Source organism: Cupriavidus basilensis, from assembly GCF_000832305.1.
In the GTDB taxonomy this organism is placed as follows: Bacteria; Pseudomonadota; Gammaproteobacteria; order Burkholderiales; family Burkholderiaceae; genus Cupriavidus; species Cupriavidus basilensis_F.
Map to the genome: position 1 here is coordinate 2,108,850 of NZ_CP010537.1, position 17,320 is coordinate 2,126,169.

Genomic DNA, 17,320 nt, shown 5'->3' on the forward strand with positions numbered 1-17,320 from the left:
GGGTCTATAGCTCCTCTAACGCGTGTTCGATAGGAACATAGCAACATCCAATTATGGGGCAGCCATTGCGCCATTCGGATTTCGCCTTCGGTCTTGGTTATCCTATTCTTGTGTCGCGTGGGTTCCCCGTTCCTAGAGTGATTGAAGTGCCAACACTCCGTCTTGCCAGACTGATATAAAACATCAACTGTTTGTTTGTATTTTTTTTCAGATTTTTCTTTTGGTGGCCTGGATGGAAGATACGACAGTATTTCAGGATTTCCTTCGGCTAGCAATAAATGCGAAAATGCAACCACGCCGAAAATGCCAAAGCGACGATCATTTTTTGGGGAATCAAAAAAATAGACCGACGCGTGGCCGCGATTTGGATTTCTAACAAATTCAGCCGGGCTCAATCTGTGCTGGTCTGCGGCGTGATACATGATGAGTCACAACGGCGAGTCTTGGAGAATATATGGTAGAAAATTTTGTGAGTAGATAACGGTATCAGTAACCCTATGAAACTGGTTGCATAGTGCGCATAATTTTAATATTTTTTATTATCAGAAAATCGCAAAATTCGCATTTAAACCCAAGGACTTTCCCCAAAAAAATACTTTCGGTTGCGGGGACAATGTGTGGAGTGGAGCGGAATGAACTCCATGAACTGCAGGCGATTACTAGGAGCTCTGAGACAAGAGCGCAGAACCAAGGCTTTCGCCGTTTGCCTGCAAGCTCAAGGGAGGTAGGGGCGGGTAGGCGGCGCTCACACGCCAGCGGAGACATAGGCAGCATGACAACGGCTGCGGTCGCTCCCGAAAAAGACACACAATTACATCTTCGGCGTAGAACCGATAGAATATTTCATCCCCAAAAAAGACGAAAATATGTGTTGAATGCAGCGACAAAGTCTACGTAAGTAGATAATTCTTATCAGATTTTACCCCATCACTTTTCTCGTCGTCTGACTACACTGACTGGGTGAACGTCAGTCCTCCCCATCTTTGGCCCCCACCTACGCCGCGTATCGTCAGCCCGGCGTTGACCTGAGTTTCTTTGTCCCTTGGACAATCGCGAATACTCGCTGCTATATTGCGTGAACCAATCCTGCCCCAGATCCCATGGCACGCTCGCTTGTGCTCGTCGCGTTGGCCGCTTCGCTCTATGGTTGCGCCGGTGCCCCGTCCTTCAGCCTGTTTGGCGCCTATTTTCCGCTTTGGCTCTTGAGCGCCCTGATCGGCATCGTGGGCGCCGTCATTTCCTGGCGGCTGTTTATCCTGGCCGGCTGGGCGGATGTCGTCGGCTTCCCGCTGCTGGTAAACACGGCAATCGGCCTGATGATCGCTGAAATCGTCTGGTTATCGGCTACGGGACACATCCTATGAAAATGGCCGGCGTCCGCAAAAACCCGCTGCGCGGGAAATTGATCGCACTGGCGATCGTTGTTCTGGCTATCCTGCTCTCCATCCATGCCTGGCATCGCGCCGTGCGGTTTCCGTCTTCCGACGATGCCGGGCTCGATGCGGACATGGTGCATGTGGCGTCGCCCGTGGGCGGCAGGATCTCGAGGATCCTCGTCAGCGAGAACCAGCACGTGGCCAAAGGCGATGTGCTGTTCGAGATCGATCCTGTGCCATACCGGCTAGCCGTGGCCCAGGCGACTGCCGATCTGGAACTGGCGCAGGCTGCGCTGGGTACGCGCAGACGCACGATTGCCACCGAGCACGCCAACGCGGCGATTGCCTCCGAGCAGACCGCCCGCACCGAACAGAACTACGCGCTGAGCGCGCGCACCGTGGCGCGTCTGCGCCCGTTGGCCGCAGATGGCTACGTGCCGAAGCAGCAGCTTGACCAGGCCGAGGTGGCGCAACGCGACGCGGCCGTATCGCTGAGACAGGCTAACGTGCAGCGTGCCGCGACGGCAAAGGCCGTTGGCACCGAAGACGATGCCACGGCGACCGTGCGAGCGCGCGAGGCGGCGCTGGCCATCGCCCAGCGGGCACTGGACGACACCGTGGTTCGCGCCCCGCATGACGGCCGCGTGAGCGGCCTGACCGTGCTGTCCGGCGAAGTCGTGATTCCCAATCAGTCCCTCTTCCTGCTAGTGCATACCGGCCAATGGTTCGCCGTCGCCAATTTCCGTGAAACCCAGCTGGCCGATATCCGTCCGGGCGATTGCGCCACGGTCTATTCGATGATCGACCGCAGCCATGTCATGCGCGGCAAGGTCGAGGGCATTGGTATTGGCATCACCGATACGGAACGCCTGAACCTGCCGCGTTCCCTGCCCTATGTCCAGCCGTCGGTGAACTGGGTGCATGTGGCCAAGCGATTCCCGGTGCGGATCAAGCTGGAAGAACCGCCTGAAATGCTGGCCCGGGTGGGCGCGAGTGCAACCGTCGAGATCCGGCATGGCGCGGCCTGCCGCTGACAAGTTGCGCCTGGGGCTGGGGCTGGCCGATCTCGGCGCCCTGCTGGCACCGTTTGCGGGCCGCGCATCGGCCACCACCCGCATTGCCGTGGCTTGCACGTTGACGGTGCTCGTCACCAGCATCTATGGCACGCCGGAGGCGGCCATCTCCGCCTATATCGTCTTTTTCATCAACCGGGCGGATCGCACCACCAGCATCGTGATGAGCGTGGCGGCGCTGGTGCTGGTCAGCATCATCATCGGACTCGTGATGCTGCTGGCTGACTTCAGTGTCGATGACCCACTGCGCCGGGTGGCGTGCATGGCCGTGCTGTCGGCCGCCCTGCTCTTTCTGACCTCGGCCAGCAAGTTGCGCCCGGTGGGCGCCATCATCGCCATGATCATCGGGTTCGCGCTCGACGAGCTCGGCCTGGTGCCCGGCGGTGAGATCGCCACGCGCGCCCTGCTCTATGCCTGGCTGATGGTGGCGATTCCGATTGGCGTGAACGTGGCGGTCAACCTGGTGCTGGGTGCAGCGCCGCGCCGGCTGGCCTGCGACCGGCTGGCCCATTGCCTGCGCGTGGCGGCAGCATGCCTGCGCGATCCACCACCCGACGACGCCGCGCTGCAGGCAGCGTTGCACACTGGCATTCAGCCGGTGGCGGGCTGGCTGAAGCTGGCAAGGATCGAAGGCTCGGCCAATGCCAGCGACGTAGCCGCGCTGCGTCATGCCGCGGCGTCTACCATGGCGATCCTGCTGGCGGTCGATGCCGCCCGCCGGCAGCCGGGCGCCCCCCTGCCCGCCCCGGTTGCCGATCCGATCGCCGACACGCTTGACGCGATGGCGCGCATGCTCGATGCGGGCGGCTATCCGGTGGAAATCGGGCTGAGCCAACCGGACGCCAGCCTGCTTGCGCCGGCGCAGGCGGCGGTTGCCAGGGAACTGCACTTGGCCATCAATTGCTTTGCCGAGCCCCCGGAAGCGGACACGGCGGCGGACACAACGACAACCCCGACGCCGCCAACCGCCCACAGCGGCTTGCTCGACGCAGATGCCTTTAGCAATCGCGACCACATCCGCTACGCGCTCAAGACCACCGGCGCGGCCCTGTTCTGCTACCTGCTCTATCAGCAGCTCAACTGGCCGGGCATTCATACCTGCTTCATCACGTGTTATCTCGTGTCGCTAGGGACCGCCGCGCAGACCGTGGAGAAGCTCTCGCTGCGGCTGGCCGGCTGCCTGGCCGGCGCTGTCATCGGCACGGCGGCCCTCGTGTATGTCGTGCCTTCGCTGTCGTCTGTGGGCGGGCTCATGTTGCTGGTCTTCGCGGGCTCGTGGATATCGGCCTGGGTTGCGCTAGGCTCTGCGCGCATCGCCTACGCTGGCTTCCAGATCGCGTTCGCGTTCTACCTGTGTGTCATCCAGGGCGCCGGCCCAGGCTTTGACCTGACCATCGCGCGTGACCGGGTCATCGGCATCATGCTTGGCAACCTGATGGTCTACCTGGTGTTCACGCGCATCTGGCCGGTCAGTATTGCCGCGCGCATCGAAGCGGCGCTGGGCCGGCTGGCCGAGCAATGGCACCAACTGGCGCATGCCAGGCGCTCCGACGACCGGCGCGGGCATGCCATGGCCGCGCTGGCCTTGCAGGGCGATATCGCGCAGGACCTGATCCTCGCGCACTACGAGCCTGCGTCCGTGGGCCCGGCGCCCGAGTGGGTCGAAGACCGCCAGCGGCGACTGCGCTCGCTCGACGCGATTGCCGGTCCGGCATTCCTGTTCGCCGAGCGGTTCCCGGGCGACCCTGACCTCGCGCAGCGGCTTCGCACACTGCGGGCCCACGATACGGCGCCGCAGCCAGCGCAGCCCGCTCACGCCACTGAGGCCACTGAGGCCTTTGACGCCGCCGGTCACGACGGCCCGGCCCGCGACGCCTTGCTGGCCCTCATCGACAAACGCCTGACCGCCTCCGTAGCCGACGCCGCGCAGACGCCCCACCCTTACCCCATCCATGCGCAAACGTGATTCGCTGGTGATTCCGCTATCGCTGATTGCCGCGACGCTGGCAGGTTGTGCCACGTCGTCGCTGCATCTCGCGCCTGCGCAAGCCGATCGGCCGTGGCAGCCCGCCACCACGGCGTCGGGAGACATCGTGCCTGGCGCCGCGGCCAGGGCCGCACCCGCGCCAGGGCCTTCCGACTACACGCTGCCCGCCAATTCGGCGCTCGCATCGATCGCACCGCCGCCGGCGCTTGATCCGGCGCACGCGTACTCGCTGCCGGAACTGATCGACATGGCCGAGTCCGCCAACCCGCTGACGCGCATCGCGTGGAACGACGCACGCAATGCGGCGCTGGCCGCGGGCATCGCCAAGGCCAGCTACCTGCCGCACATCTCGGCCGCAGCCATGGGCGGCTACCAGACCGGGCATCTTTCCACCAGCACGCCCCTGGGATCGGCCGGCACGAACACATCCACCCACGGCGCGGTGTCGGTACTGTCGCTGCAATGGCTGCTGTTCGATTTCGGTGAACGCGTGGGAATTGTCGATGCCGCGGAGCAAACTTCGATCGCCGTCAATATTGCGTTCACGGCCGTTCACCAGCGCATCGTGCACGATGTCAGCGTGGCGTTCTATCGCTATCAGGCTGCCCGATCGCGCGGCGGCACGGTGCAGCAGGCCATGACCAACGCCGATGCCGTGCTCGCGGCGGCCAAGGCACGCTACCAGCGCGGCATCGGCACGATCGTGGAAGTGGCGCAGGCCACCCAGAACCGTGCGCAGACCAACCTTGCGATGGTGCAAGCACAAGGCGCCGAGACCGACGCGTATCTGGCCCTGCTCGCGGCCATCGGTATCTCGCCGTTGTCCAAGCCACGCATCGCCGAAATGCCCGTGCGGCCCTTGTCACCGGCCTTGCGCGGCTCCATCGAGCAGATCGTCGAAAGCGCGATCGCGCAGCGGCCCGACGTGCTGGGCGCCTACGCGGTCGAGCGCGCCAGCCAGGCCAAGGTCAAGGCGGCCGAGGCGGCATTCCTGCCCAAGGTGTTCCTGTCCGCGTACACGTCATATGCATCGGGTGGATCGTCCATCTCGGCGATCCCGCCAATCGGCCAGCAGCCCCCGACGCTGAACCTCAACGGCTATCGCTACGGCGCCAGCGTATTCCTTGGCGTTTCCGTGCCCATCTACGACGGCGGGGTGCGCTCGGCGGTGGTCGCGCAGTCACGCAATGACGTCGACAGCGCATCGGCCCGGCTGACGCGGGCCAAGGAAGAATCGGTGCGGCAAGTGGTGGTCAGCCAGAGCGCGCTCGAATCGAGCCTGGCGGCGTACGACGCGGCCAAGGCGCTGGCCGACGCCGCCCAGGTTACCTACAACGCGGCCTTTGCGGCGTATAGCAAGGGCGTGGGATCGATAATAGAAGCCAACCTGGCGCAAAACCAGTTGCTGCTGGCGTGGAACGCGTCGACCGATGCGTATAGCGGCGCGCTGGCCGCCGCCGCCACGCTGGCGCTCGCGACCGGGGCGATCGGCTCGACGCGTTGAGCCACCCGAATCCGATGCCGTGCGCCTCGGCGAGCCCGCCGGTTTGGCGGTGGGGCCTTGAGAACGACAAGCTTCAGGCCGAGTTGGCCGCGGCGAAGGGTGACGCGGCCAAAACCCATCAGGCGGATGCCGATGCGAGTGGTACTTCGTTAAAAGTCTGCAGGCGGTTGTCAGCCCGATGCAGATCCGATTCATAATGGCGCGCCGCCAACAGGAAACATGCGGCAGCGACCAAGCCGAAGGCAGGCATCACCGCAAGGGCCGTCTGCAGGCCAAGGGCGTCTGAAATCGCCCCCCCGACGAATGGCCCAACCGCAAGGCCAAACATGTTCTGAAAGAGCGAAAGTAGTGCGGCGCCGGTGGAACGCACGCCCGGGTGAACGACGTCGAGCACAATACCCGCCGCCGGCCCTACCGTACACGTCATCAGGAAGCCGCCGAACGCGATCAGCAGAAACTGCTGGCTGGCCGGCATCGTAACGGTAAAGGCCGCAACAAAAACCAGCAGGGTCGCCACGCACAGGAAATCCACGGCGAGAGGCTTGTTGCGTGGCCGGCGAGCAGCCGCCCTGTACACGTCGATTGCGTTCGGGCTGCGCTGCCACGAGGCCGGTGTGCGCCCCTCAATGGGCTCTGTCGGTGACGCGTACGACAATGCCATGTGCGAATCCTTCTTTGCCACGCTCGAGTGTGAGCTGCTGGCACGCAGCCGCTTTGCCACCCATGGCCAGGCGCGCGTGCTCCACCGGCGCCTTAGTGCCGGCATACGCGGCATAGAACGGTGTGAAGACCCCGAGCAGCGACGTGACCAGCGTGCAGATCTTGCCGTTGTCATTGACACGCTTGCCAGCTTCCTTGAGGAAGAAGAAGGCCGTCTTGGAATTGACCGCCGTCATTTCGTCGTACTCGGGGTGATCGTACCTTTCGTGCAAAAAGTGGCGGTGATCAACCGGAGAGCCGCCTGCAGCAAAGGTTTGCCCCTTCCCGGCCTTGTTGCATAGTGCGCCGGGAGACCGGTAAGGAGTAAAGGGTGGAAGTCCCTGACCACGAAGATTTAGCAAATCACGTTGTCCCCGAGTCATGCGCCGTGTGTCGTGAGGCACATGGTGAAGCGTTATTCTTGGCCATTCTTGCCTTATTCCGTGAGCTTCGTACTATAGGGAGCCGGCACCCAGCTGAAGCCGGCATGCTCGGTCCGCACATGACCCAATCCGGGGAATGTCACATGGGCACTCCCCACCATGTAGCCCTGTCTCGCTGCATCGGCAAGGATGCGCTGACGCGTCGTAGCCGCAGCAGTGGGATCGACGTCGTACTCGATTGTGATGGTCGGGTCGCGGAATTGGGCCTCCGTGGCATGAATGATGTCCCCCCAGAGCAGCAGGCGCTGCCCCTGATTCTCTATGAGGTAGCCGTTCATGCCAGGCGTGTGGCCGTACAACGGGACAGAACGAACACCAGGGAAGAGTTGGGCCGCACCGTCGAAGGTGCGCAGCCTGCCGGCCCTCACATAGGGGTCGACGGTCTGGTGAGACTGCTGGAAGGTCATGCGAGCCGCTGCTGGCGCCGTGGCCTCGGCCTCGGGACTTAGCCACAGGGCAGGATCGCGCTGGTCCACATGCACCGTAGCATTCGGAAACACTGGCCTCCCGCCGATACTGAGGCCGCCCGAGTGGTCGCCATGGATATGCGTCAACAGAATGTCATCGATATCACCGGGCTCGTAACCAGCAGCGCGAAGGTTCTCGACGAGGTGGCCTGTCAGCGGGCCGAACAGTTCGCCCGCGCCGGTATCGATCAGGATGCGGCGGTCGCCCGTATCGATCAAGAAGCAGTTGACAGATATTTCAACGGGCAGCGTTTGGTGGGCTGCCGCGAACGCGTCGCGCACGGCCTGTGGCTTGCTCATGATCTTCGCGACGTCGCGCGGCGCCGTGCCATCCGACAGCACAGTGATGCGAAACGCCCCAAGCGTAAAGCGGTAGAAGCCTGGCGCCTGGCGTGCTACCCATCCGTAGCTGGACGCCGTATCCGCCGTAAGCGGTGAACCGGCATTGGCCGGACTGGCGGCAAGGACGGGCATGGCGGCAGTGGCGAAAAGAAGGAAGCGGGGAAGGTTCATGGTGTTTGTCGGCCCGTACCCTGGTGCCGAATTGTCTCTAGTCCAGTGATAATCCTAACGATATCCAGTGCATCTTGCCCTGATAAGCCCGCATTTTCGGTAATAATTGTGCCGCCTGTGGCATAATCAAAATCTAACCCCAGACTGCCCTGCGCTTGCCGACCATGTCCCTCGATATGAATGACACCCTCGTCTTTCTCAGGGTTGTGGAAGCTGGGAGCTTCACCGCTGCGGCAACTGAACTTCGCCTACCCAAGACCACGGTCAGCCGCAAGCTGCGTGAACTTGAGCAGCGCCTCGGTGCGCAACTCCTGCACCGGACCACGCGCCGCCTAGGCCTCACGGAGGCCGGCGCGCTCTACTACGACGCCTGCCGTGCCATTCCCGGCATGCTGGCAGGAGCCGATGCCGCCGTCGGCCAACTGCAAGGCACGCCACGCGGCACGTTGCGGATCACAGCGTCCTACTCGCTGGCGGTCAGCCTGCTGGGTCCGCTGCTGGCCGAATTTCGCTCCGGGCACCCGGAAGTGAACATCGACCTCGTACTCAGCCACCGCACGCTCGACCTCGTCAGCGAGGAAATCGACCTGGCTTTGCGTATGGGCGATCTGCCGGATTCATCCATGGCTGCACGGCGTCTCGCAACCTTCCCGAATCGCATCTACGCGAGCCCCGCCTACCTGTCGCAGCATGGAGTACCAACCCACCCCGACGCACTGCTCAAGCACGCCGCCCTATCCACGCGCGTGGCCAGGCGTGTCAGCGGTCATGCCTGGCCAATGCAACATGAAGTCGCCCCCGGGGAGCTTGTCGATTTCCCCATCCAGCCGGTCATCGAGGCCGACGACCCCGAAGCGCTGAAGGCGCCATTGTTCGACGGCGCTGGCCTGATGATGGCCACGGACCTGATCATGACGCGGCATGCCGAACAAGGCCTGGTGGTGCCGGTGCTCCCAGGCTGGCTCGGGCGTTGCCCAGACCTGCATGCCGTGTTTCCGCGCGGGCGGATACTGCCTCCAAAGCTACGCGCGTTCATCGACTTCCTGGTGGCACGGCTCGAGCAAGGTGCGACAGACGCCGGACGCTGAGCGCAGCGGGAAAGAAATTTGATCAGGGGAGCCGCGCCGTCGGCGTCCGCCTCGCCAGCCTTTTTTTCTACATCATGCCTTTGTGGCATATTTGCCGTCGATTGCCGACCGCCAAATCATCCAGAAGACGAGTGAAATTGTGGAACTCAGACACTTGCGCTATTTCATCGCCGTAGCTGAGCACGAGAGCATTCGGCTGGCTGCGGAACATATTCACGTCACGCAGCCCGCCATCTCCCGCCAGATCCACGACCTGGAGGAGGAACTCGGCTTTGCCTTGTTCGAGCGTACCCCGCGTGGCCTCAAGCTGACGTCGGCTGGCCAGGCCTATCTGCGAGATGCCCGCAAGGCGCTCGCCCAGCTCGACGTCGCAGCACGAGGCGCCGCGCGGATTTCGTCCGGCGTTCAGGGTTATCTACGCCTCGGCTTTGTCGAGAACAGTGGCTGGGACGGGATCGTGCCGCACATCTTCCGGCGTTTCCAAGCGGAAGTGCCGGACGTCCGCGTCGAGCTGGTACCGATGAACACACCGCAACAGCTCGACGAGATTCGGGCGAGCACGCTCGACGGTGGCTTCATCTACCAGTACGGGCCGCTCCCCGAGTCGATCAACACGTTACCGCTGACGACAAACGAGGTCGTCCTCGCCGCGCCGCGTGCATGGACGCTGCCCGAGCAGGGTGATGCTTCCGCACGCCTGCCGCTGCCAGGCGTGGCCTTGCGCCAGATAGCCGACTGGCCATTCGTCACGTTCCCGCGTGCGACGTACCCGCTCTACTACGACCAGTTGATCGGAGCCTGTCAGGCTTGCGGCGTCACACTCAATGTCGTTCAGGAAGTCTCGACGGAAGCCGCCATGCTTTCCCTGGTTTGCGCCGGCATTGGTGCCGCCATTGTTAATTCTGCCAACTTGGGCCGTCCGCCTGCGCTCTGCCACTTTGCGTCGTTCACGGATCTTTCCATCCCGATGCCGCTCGTTTTTGCTTGCAAAATCGATACACCTAATCCGGCACTTTTCCGCTTCATCCAGACGGTGGAAGCAATGGGGCGGCCCGGTTTGACAACCGGGTGATGCCCCAGAAGCATCACCCCCTCCCCAAAACGGCATTTGTCGGCAACTGACTCGGCCCCCAATATTGCATGCACACGTGGCCGGTTCCATGGGAACTGACCACGCCCGATTTCCCCCACCGGAGACAGGCATGCCAGCCCAATCGAATGACCATACCCTTTCCAGAAAAACACTGATCTCAACGGAGATCGACTATGAGAGCGAGGGGTTCCAGACCGGCGTGCTGCGTATTCCCTATTCGCATGACCGCTCCGCCTACGGTCACATCCCGACGCCGATCGCTGTGCTCAAGCAGGGCGAGGGCCCGACGGTGCTGCTGACCGGCGGCAACCACGGTGATGAGTACGAAGGCCCGGTAGCGCTGATGAAGCTGATCCAGCGCATGCCTTCGCTAAAGATTCAGGGCCGACTGATCGTCATCCCAGCGCTCAACTTTCCTGCGTTCCTGAATAGCTCGCGCACCTCGCCAATCGACCGCGGCAACCTGAACCGGTTGTTCCCCGGCGACCGCAACGGGTCGGTCACGGCGATGATCGCGCATTATGTCGATACCGAACTCTTTCCCCGCGCTGACGTCGTGTTCGACCTTCACGCCGGGGGCGCGTCATTCAACCACATACCCACGGTGCTGGCCGCGCTGCCGTCCGACCCGGCTCGGCGTAGCGAATACCTGAAGCTGGTCAATGCGTTCGCCGCGCCCCACACCATGGTCATGGACCTGCTTGGAGAAGACCGCACCTACGGCGCCGCGGCCGAGCGCCATGGCACTTTGTTTCTGTGCGGGGAATTCGGTGGCTATGGCAGCTGCAATGTGGATGGCCTGTCCATCGTCGAAGATGGCCTGCGCCGCGTGCTGCATGCAACCGGACTGACGCGCGACGACAACCCGCCCCCACCGTGTCATGACACGCAGTTCATCGCCGTGGATGGCGCTAGCCACTATCTGTTTGCGCCTCGCCACGGCGTATTTGAACCGTGCTTCAAGCTGGGGCAGCAAGTGGCGGCAGGCGACCTGGCCGGTCGCCTCTTCGATCCGTACGCCCCTTGGGAACCGTCGCGCGAATTGCATTTCAATGGTGCGGGCATGGTGGTCTGCGCCCGCACCTTCGCAGGCGTCGAACCCGGCGACTGTATCGCGCTGCTCGCCGCCCCCATCACCCTATAGCCCGTTTTCAGCGGCAATACAAAGCCTGGCGCCCGTCCATAGCGCACGCCAGGCCGTCTTTTGCCGTGTCGAGGAGCCCTTCATGCAGTCCACCCAAAAAGCCGCGCCAGCCCTGGACGCCGGCGCGCCCCGTACCGAAGAGCCGGTCATTGCGTCAGCCGGCACGCCGTTCTCACATGGATACATCGTATTCATGTTCTTCATCTGCTTCGCCTTCTCCTATATCGACCGCCAGGTCGTCAGCATCCTGGTGCAGTCGCTCAAGACATCGCTGTTGCTTAGCGATACCCAGATCGGGCTTCTGCAGGGCGCGACGTTCACGCTTTGCTATGCCACCGCAGGCCTGTTTGTGGCCAGGCTGGTGGACCGCTCGAACCGCGTACGCCTAAGTGCCACCTGTGTCGCCATCTGGGCAGTGTCCACGGCCATGTGCGGCACCGCCAGCAGCTTCGGCGAACTTCTGGTCTGGCGCGCCGGTACAGCAATTGCCGAGGCAGCCCTCAGCCCTGCTGCTCTCTCCATCTTCAGCGACATGTTTCCGCCCCGCAAGGTCACACGGGCCAGCGGTGTTTTCATGCTGGGGCCCTACGTCGGCGGCGGTGTCGCACTGCTCGGCGGTGGCGTGCTGCTTGGCTGGATGGACCAACCCGCAGTGGCGGATTGGCTGACAGGTCATGGCCTGCTGCCGTGGCAAATGGTCTTCTTCGTGGTCGGATTGCCGGGCCTGGCCCTTGCAGCACTCGTTTTGGCGACCATTCGCGAACCGGTGCGGCGCGGGCTGCAGACCGCCCAAGCTGCCACTGAAGCAGCGCCACCGATAAGCGAAGTCCTGCGCGAATTGTTCGTACGAAACCGGTTCTGCCTGCCCTACTTCTTCGGCTACGTTGCGCTTATTCTGCTGTTCTACTCCTACGCCGCCTGGTTCCCGACCCTGCTGATCCGCAGCTTTGGATTAACCGCGAGCGAAGTCGGCAAGATGACCGGTCCGGTCTACATGCTCGGAGGCATGGCCGGCGTCATCAGCGCCAGCCTATTTGTCGGTAAGGTAAATGACCGCGATGCGCTGAAGAAAGTGCTGCGTATCGCCTCCGTAGCTGCCACCTTGCTGGTCCCAATTGCATGCGCGGCCCCGCTGGCACCGGTGATGTGGATGTCGCTTGCACTGTACGGCCTGTGCGCCTACGCAACCAGCATCGTCATGGCACTGGCGCCCGTACCGCTGCAGATTGCCATCCCCAATCGCATGCGCGGTCGCTCCGTGGCACTGCTGGTGTTTCTCACCAACGCTATTAGTGGCGGACTGGGCCCGTTCGCGGTCGGCTCCATCAACGAGTGGTTGGGCCATCCCAAGGCCGGACTGGCAATCGCCCTGGCAATTGTGGGTACGTCGGCAGCGGCAGTCAGCGCCTTGCTGTACTTCATCGCTGTCAAGCGTGTCGGACAGGCCGCCACTGCCGGCAATAACCAGTGAACAGGAGCAATTTCCGATGTCAGTTCAGAAGCCGTATTCCGACTGGGTGGAGCGCGCAGGATGGATCTACTTCTCGGGGAAAACCGGTGCGGGTGTGGACGGGGCGATCCCAGCAGACTTTACCGGCCAAGCCACTAACGCGATGTCCAACTCGTTCACCGCGCTACGCGATGCGGACTGCGATTGGCGCGACGTCGTGAAGGTGACAGTCTTCCTTACCGATATGAAAGACTATCAAAGTTTCAATGCCATCTACCTCAAATTCTTCGGAAATGAATTCCCGGCTCGCTCCTGCGTTGCCGTCGCCGACCTGCCCCGGTCGGCGAAAATTGAGGTTGAAGTCGTAGCGTATCGCGCCACGGCAAGCATCGAACATAGCTGAGTATTTCTCCATAGGAACTATGGCAGGTATACCTATCCTTCCTGCACCACAAAGTTCATTGGAGATGCGCCTTAAGTTCTTTCACAAACCTTGAGGGGCGGCCCGCCGTGCGTATCAGGTGGACCTCCCACTTGAAAGGTTCGATGCATACGATCGAGCTCGAAGAGTTGCCGCGTAGCGCCAATGTCCCGGCGAGCGCGACATGGTCGACGGGAATGATCGCACACGGGCGCTGCGAGCGCGGGAAGCCTCCGCAATCACGGGCTTGCGCCGCGGCTCGGTGTAGATCCATCACAGCCTGTCGTTTCGGGAACGCGATCAGTTGCTGATTTCACAGCTGCGTTGGCAAAACGAGCGTGAGCCGCATCTCTCTTCGCTGGGTCTGTCGAAAGGGTGACGCGACCAAAACCCATCAGGCGGATGCCGATGCGAGCGGTACTTCGTTATAAGTCTGCAGGCGGTTGTCAGCCCGATGCAGATCCGATTCATAATGGCGCGCCGCCAACAGGAAACATGCGGCAGCGACCAAGCCGAAGGCAGGCATCACCGCAAGGGCCGTCTGCAGGCCAAGGGCGTCTGAAATCGCCCCCCCGACGAATGGCCCAACCGCAAGGCCAAACATGTTCTGAAAGAGCGAAAGTAGTGCGGCGCCGGTGGAACGCACGCCCGGGTGAACGACGTCGAGCACAATACCCGCCGCCGGCCCTACCGTACACGTCATCAGGAAGCCGCCGAACGCGATCAGCAGAAACTGCTGGCTGGCCGGCATCGTAACGGTAAAGGCCGCAACAAAAACCAGCAGGGTCGCCACGCACAGGACAGCCACGGCGAGAGGCTTGTTGCGTGGCCGGCGAGCAGCCGCCCTGTCCACCACGAGACCCCATGCGAAGGCCCCCAGCGCGCCGCACAACACGATCAGCGCTGCCTGCTTGGCGGCGACGTCCGGGGCTGCGCCGTGGAACCGGTTGAAGTAGCTGGGGAGCCAGGCCCAGACAGTGGATACCACGATGAGCTGAAACGCTGCGCCCACGCAGGTCCACCAAACCGTACGCGAGTCAGACAACGCGCTTGCGACGTGCTTGATGAAGTTCCATGGTGACGCCTTCGCCTTGTTCAGCCGGGATGTCAGCTCCACGGTCTTGTAGTCAGGCACGAGCAGGTAGAGCAGCGCGACTGCCAGTCCCGGGAAGCCCACCACGCCGAACGCTGCCTGCCAGCCCCAGCGCTGAGCGATCACACCGCCCAGCATGACGCCGAGGACAGCACCCATGGAGCCGGCGGCAAAGAACGCTCCTAGCAACATGGAGCGCATGCGCTTGGGGAACAAGCTTGCAATCAGTGCCGCACCGACGGAACCATAGCCACTTTCGCCAACGCCGACCATGGCGCGTGCGGCAAATAACTGACTGTAGTTGCGAGTAAACATGCATGAGATAGTCGCTACGCTCCATACCGTTGCCATCACGGCGACACTCTTGACCCGGCTCATCCGATCGGCCAGAAGCGCGACGGGCAGGCCGCCCAGGGCGACAACGATGGAGATGACCGACACCAGTGCGCCAAGCTGCTTGTCCGACAAGCTCCACGCCTCTTTCAAGTGGGGAAACAACGAGACAATGACCTGCCGGTCGATGTAGTCGAACAGCATCAGCGCAAAGGTCATGGCAAAGGCAAACCAGGCTCGGGGCCGGCTGACCAGATAATCGTCGCGATCATCGGGTCCAGAATGCGGGGTGTGCGGGTTCATGCGTGTCTCCATAGTGGGTTGGCTCTTGCATTGAGAGCCACCTCTGATGCTTGCACAGTCTGCTACGTGCCACTGACATTGCCGGCAGTCTTCCGGCATGGGGCGCTCAAGGTCAGGCTGACACGCGCAGCAATGCGCCCTTGATGCGTGCCGCGCGTGCCTCGGCAACGCGACAATGCCCTGTCAGGGCACCAGGACGGTGGCGCCTACTGTCTTGCGCGACTCGAGCGCCCGATGCGCGTCGGCGGCATCGGCCAGGGCAAAGGTCTGCTGGGGTTCGCTCGCGATGCGGCCGGCCAGCACGTGGCCGAACAATTCCTTGGCCATGTCCAGCATGTGCGCGCGCGGCTGGATATAGTGCATCATGGCGGGCCGCGTGAACCAGATCGAACCCTTCACGGCCAGCATCTGGGAATCGACGATCACCGCTCCCGACGAGGTGCCGTTGCTGATCAGCGAACCGCGCGGCTGCAGGCAGTCCAGGGAGGCTTCCAGCGTGTCCTTGCCCACCGAGTCATAGACCACCGGAACCCCCTTGCCATCGGTGATCTCCTTGACGCGCTGCACGATGTTCTCGCGCGAGGTCACGATGGTGTGCGCACAGCCGTTGGCCTTGGCGATCGCGGCCTTCTCGTCGGTACTCACGGTTCCGATCATGGTGACGCCCATCGCCCGCGCCCACTGGCAGGCGATCAGCCCCACGCCACCCGCAGCCGCGTGGTAGAGGATGGTCTCGCCACCCTGGAGCGGATAGACCTGACGGAACAGGTATTGCGCCGTCATGCCCTTCATCATCAGCGTGGCGGCGGTGCGATCGGAAATGCCATCGGGCAGCGGGATCAGCACCGCGGCCGGCATCACGCGCGCCTGTGCGTAAGCGCCCTGCGGCCCGATCAGGTAGCCGACGCGGTCACCCACACGGATGTCCGTCACACCGGAACCCACAGCCTCGACCACACCGACCGCGTCGGAGCCCAGCCCGTTGGGCAGCGCCAGCGGGTAGCGGCCGGTGCGGAAATAGATATCGATGAAATTCAGCGCGATGTACGTGTGGCGCACGCGAGCCTCGCCGGGGCCGGGCTCGCCTACCTCGACGTCTTCGAACTTCAGCACTTCCGGGCCGCCGGTTTCGTAGAAGCGAATGGCTTTTGACATGATTGTCTTCCTGTGTATGTTCTGTGGGGCTTTGCGCCATCGGCTCAGTGGGTCACCGACAGCGCTGCGGCGCTCAGGCGACCTTGCGCAGGTGGCCCTGCTGGCGGCCGATGCGATTGGGCGCGAAGCCGTTGGCCGCCAGGGACTCCTCCACGGTGTCGTAGAACACGCCGATCTTGGAAATCTCGCGCGCCTGCCGCGCGGTGGCGATCGGGCGGCCGAACTCACGTGAAATGCGCACCAGTTGCTCGATCTGCTGGACCGTGCTGAACTTGCTGGAGCGCTGCTGGTTCCAGAGGTTGTCCTCGATGCCGCAGCGCACATGCAGGCCCATGGCGATGCCCATCATGTTGATCGGCAGCACGTTGAGCACGGAGCTTTCCACCGTCAGCACTGCGCCATCGGGCACGGCGCGCACGATGTTAGCCATGTTGTAGATGTTGGGCGCGTCCATGCCGCCGCTGATGGCCACCCAGTTCATGACCAGCGGGCCCTTGTAGATGCCCCTGCGCATCAGGCGCTCGACCGACTCGAAGCTGTTGATGTTGTAGCACTGGAAAGCGCTTTGGATGCCGGCAGCCGACAGGCGGCGGATGTGCTCCTCGACCCATCCTGGCTGCGAGGGCACCGTCATTTCCTTGTAAGCCTGAAAGGTGGCCGGATCCTCCATCGACGTGCCGCGCAGGTCTTCGTAATCGAAGTGCTCCAGCACATTCATCTGCGAGGTGTTCACGGTCACCGTGACCTGGTCGGGCTTGGGGTCGAGATCGGCAAGCATGTGGCGCGTATCATCGGAGAGCCACTTGGCGGCAGCGCCATCGGTCTCTGGCGCGAAGGAGATCGAACCACCCACCTGGATGATCATCTCGGGCACGGCCTTGCGCACGCCGGCGACCAGCTCGTTGAACTTGGACAAACGCTTGGAGCCGCGGCCATCGAGTTCGCGTACGTGCAGGTGCAGCACCGTGGCTCCAGCGTTGTAGCAGTCCACGGCCTTCTGGATCTGCGCCTCCATCGTCACCGGGATGTCCTCGGGAAAGTCAGAGGGGACATAGGACGGCGCGTAGGGCGCGGCCGTGATGATGAGCGGCTGCTGGTTTTCGGGGAACAGGTGTCCGTCGAGAAAATTCATGGCGTGTCTCCAGGGGAAAGGGGAAGGAACAAAGGGATAGGGCCAG

Annotated in this window: 14 protein-coding genes and 2 pseudogenes; 10 read left to right on the forward strand and 6 right to left on the reverse strand. The window is 62.8% G+C overall.

The annotated features are described in order from the left end of the window. Nucleotides 1–1,100 precede the first annotated feature (1,100 nt). Genes RR42_RS30030 through RR42_RS30045 form a run of 4 tightly spaced genes read left to right on the forward strand, consistent with a single transcriptional unit; the run spans nucleotide 1,101 to nucleotide 5,940 of the window. Nucleotides 1,101–1,364, forward strand: coding sequence for a hypothetical protein (locus RR42_RS30030; protein WP_052495073.1), 264 nt, complete (start codon nucleotides 1,101–1,103; stop codon nucleotides 1,362–1,364). Further along, on the forward strand, nucleotides 1,361–2,410 hold the full coding sequence (gene mdtN, locus RR42_RS30035; protein WP_043355377.1) for a multidrug transporter subunit MdtN: 1,050 nt from the start codon (nucleotides 1,361–1,363) through the stop codon (nucleotides 2,408–2,410). The genes RR42_RS30030 and mdtN overlap by 4 nt, the downstream gene beginning before the upstream one ends. Further along, nucleotides 2,391–4,415 carry an FUSC family protein gene (locus RR42_RS30040; RefSeq protein WP_043355379.1) on the forward strand — a complete coding sequence of 675 codons (2,025 nt, stop codon included), beginning with the start codon at nucleotides 2,391–2,393 and terminating at the stop codon, nucleotides 4,413–4,415. The genes mdtN and RR42_RS30040 overlap by 20 nt, the downstream gene beginning before the upstream one ends. Then, a complete protein-coding gene (locus tag RR42_RS30045) occupies nucleotides 4,402–5,940 on the forward strand; it encodes a TolC family protein (RefSeq protein WP_043355380.1) in 1,539 nt (512 codons plus the stop codon). Before RR42_RS30040 ends, RR42_RS30045 begins: the two co-directional genes overlap by 14 nt. 118 nt (nucleotides 5,941–6,058) lie before the next feature. Here the strand turns inward: RR42_RS30045 and RR42_RS41840 are convergent, their stop codons facing one another. Next, a complete protein-coding gene (locus RR42_RS41840; RefSeq protein ID WP_419188893.1) occupies nucleotides 6,059–6,601 on the reverse strand; it encodes an MFS transporter in 543 nt (180 codons plus the stop codon). Between RR42_RS41840 and RR42_RS39020 the strand changes: the two are divergent. Further along, nucleotides 6,513–6,704 (forward strand): annotated as a pseudogene (locus RR42_RS39020) (integrase core domain-containing protein); the annotation flags it as partial. The gene RR42_RS41840 and the pseudogene RR42_RS39020 overlap by 89 nt on opposite strands. On the opposite strand, the pseudogene RR42_RS39025 reads toward RR42_RS39020, so the two are convergent. Both RR42_RS39025 and RR42_RS30060 read right to left on the reverse strand, forming a co-directional pair. Next, nucleotides 6,678–6,848, reverse strand: a pseudogene (locus RR42_RS39025) (short-chain dehydrogenase); the annotation flags it as partial. The pseudogenes RR42_RS39020 and RR42_RS39025 sit on opposite strands and share 27 nt — an antisense overlap. Nucleotides 6,849–7,075: 227 nt before the next feature. After that, nucleotides 7,076–8,062 carry an MBL fold metallo-hydrolase gene (locus tag RR42_RS30060; RefSeq protein WP_043355390.1) on the reverse strand — a complete coding sequence of 329 codons (987 nt, stop codon included), beginning with the start codon at nucleotides 8,060–8,062 and terminating at the stop codon, nucleotides 7,076–7,078. Between the two features lie 176 nt (nucleotides 8,063–8,238). Between RR42_RS30060 and RR42_RS30065 the strand changes: the two genes are divergently transcribed. The 5 genes from RR42_RS30065 to RR42_RS30085 all read left to right on the forward strand — a co-directional run bounded on the left by RR42_RS30065 (nucleotide 8,239) and on the right by RR42_RS30085 (nucleotide 13,240). Next, on the forward strand, nucleotides 8,239–9,150 hold the full coding sequence (locus RR42_RS30065) for a LysR family transcriptional regulator (protein ID WP_236702073.1): 912 nt from the start codon (nucleotides 8,239–8,241) through the stop codon (nucleotides 9,148–9,150). Nucleotides 9,151–9,289: 139 nt separating this feature from the next. Then, a complete protein-coding gene (locus tag RR42_RS30070; RefSeq protein WP_043358207.1) occupies nucleotides 9,290–10,222 on the forward strand; it encodes a LysR family transcriptional regulator in 933 nt (310 codons plus the stop codon). 130 nt (nucleotides 10,223–10,352) lie between these two features. Beyond that, nucleotides 10,353–11,387, forward strand: a complete 1,035-nt coding sequence (locus tag RR42_RS30075) for a succinylglutamate desuccinylase/aspartoacylase family protein (RefSeq protein ID WP_052495074.1) — start codon at nucleotides 10,353–10,355, stop codon at nucleotides 11,385–11,387. Nucleotides 11,388–11,469: 82 nt separating this feature from the next. Then, nucleotides 11,470–12,858 (forward strand): MFS transporter, encoded by a 1,389-nt coding sequence (locus RR42_RS30080; protein WP_043355397.1) that lies wholly within the window; start codon nucleotides 11,470–11,472, stop codon nucleotides 12,856–12,858. Between the two features lie 16 nt (nucleotides 12,859–12,874). Beyond that, on the forward strand, nucleotides 12,875–13,240 hold the full coding sequence (locus RR42_RS30085; protein WP_043355400.1) for a RidA family protein: 366 nt from the start codon (nucleotides 12,875–12,877) through the stop codon (nucleotides 13,238–13,240). A 412-nt stretch (nucleotides 13,241–13,652) separates the two neighbouring features. On the opposite strand, the gene RR42_RS30090 is transcribed toward RR42_RS30085, so the two are convergent. The 3 genes from RR42_RS30090 to RR42_RS30100 all read right to left on the reverse strand — a co-directional run bounded on the left by RR42_RS30090 (nucleotide 13,653) and on the right by RR42_RS30100 (nucleotide 17,274). After that, nucleotides 13,653–14,987: a spinster family MFS transporter gene (locus RR42_RS30090; RefSeq protein ID WP_052495075.1), complete on the reverse strand. Its 1,335-nt coding sequence runs from the start codon at nucleotides 14,985–14,987 to the stop codon at nucleotides 13,653–13,655. Between the two features lie 183 nt (nucleotides 14,988–15,170). Next, nucleotides 15,171–16,142 (reverse strand): quinone oxidoreductase family protein, encoded by a 972-nt coding sequence (locus tag RR42_RS30095; RefSeq protein ID WP_043355401.1) that lies wholly within the window; start codon nucleotides 16,140–16,142, stop codon nucleotides 15,171–15,173. Between the two features lie 73 nt (nucleotides 16,143–16,215). Then, nucleotides 16,216–17,274, reverse strand: a complete 1,059-nt coding sequence (locus RR42_RS30100; RefSeq protein ID WP_043355403.1) for a 3-keto-5-aminohexanoate cleavage protein — start codon at nucleotides 17,272–17,274, stop codon at nucleotides 16,216–16,218. Nucleotides 17,275–17,320: the final 46 nt, after the last annotated feature.